The following is a 267-nucleotide window of genomic DNA, read 5'->3' on the forward strand; positions in this document are numbered from 1 at the left end:
TCTCGATCGTGATCTGCTCGACCTCGTCGCGGCGGTTCGGCTCCAGGCACGCGATCAGCTCGGCGCGCTTCTTCTGGTTGCACTCGACGACCGGGTTGGCTTCGCCCTTGCCGACGGCGTTCAGGCGGCCGGCGTCGACGCCCTTGCTGACCAGGTAGTCGCGCACGGCGTTGGCGCGACGCACCGACAGCTTCTGGTTGTACTTTCCCGAACCCAGGCGGCCGGTGTAGCCGGTGATGCCGACGTTGGTGATGCTGGTGTCGGCTT

General features: G+C 66.7%; 1 protein-coding gene. It reads right to left on the bottom strand.

Annotation, left to right across the window (positions count from 1 at the left end; all coding sequences use genetic code 11):
• Window positions 1–267, bottom strand: a 267-nt coding sequence (locus KVT32_RS30275) for an OmpA family protein (protein ID WP_217619450.1), incomplete at both ends; no start/stop codon positions are given.

Origin of the sequence: Achromobacter sp. GbtcB20, from assembly GCF_019091095.1 — a bacterium.
In the GTDB taxonomy this organism is placed as follows: domain Bacteria; phylum Pseudomonadota; class Gammaproteobacteria; order Burkholderiales; family Burkholderiaceae_B; genus Achromobacter; species Achromobacter mucicolens.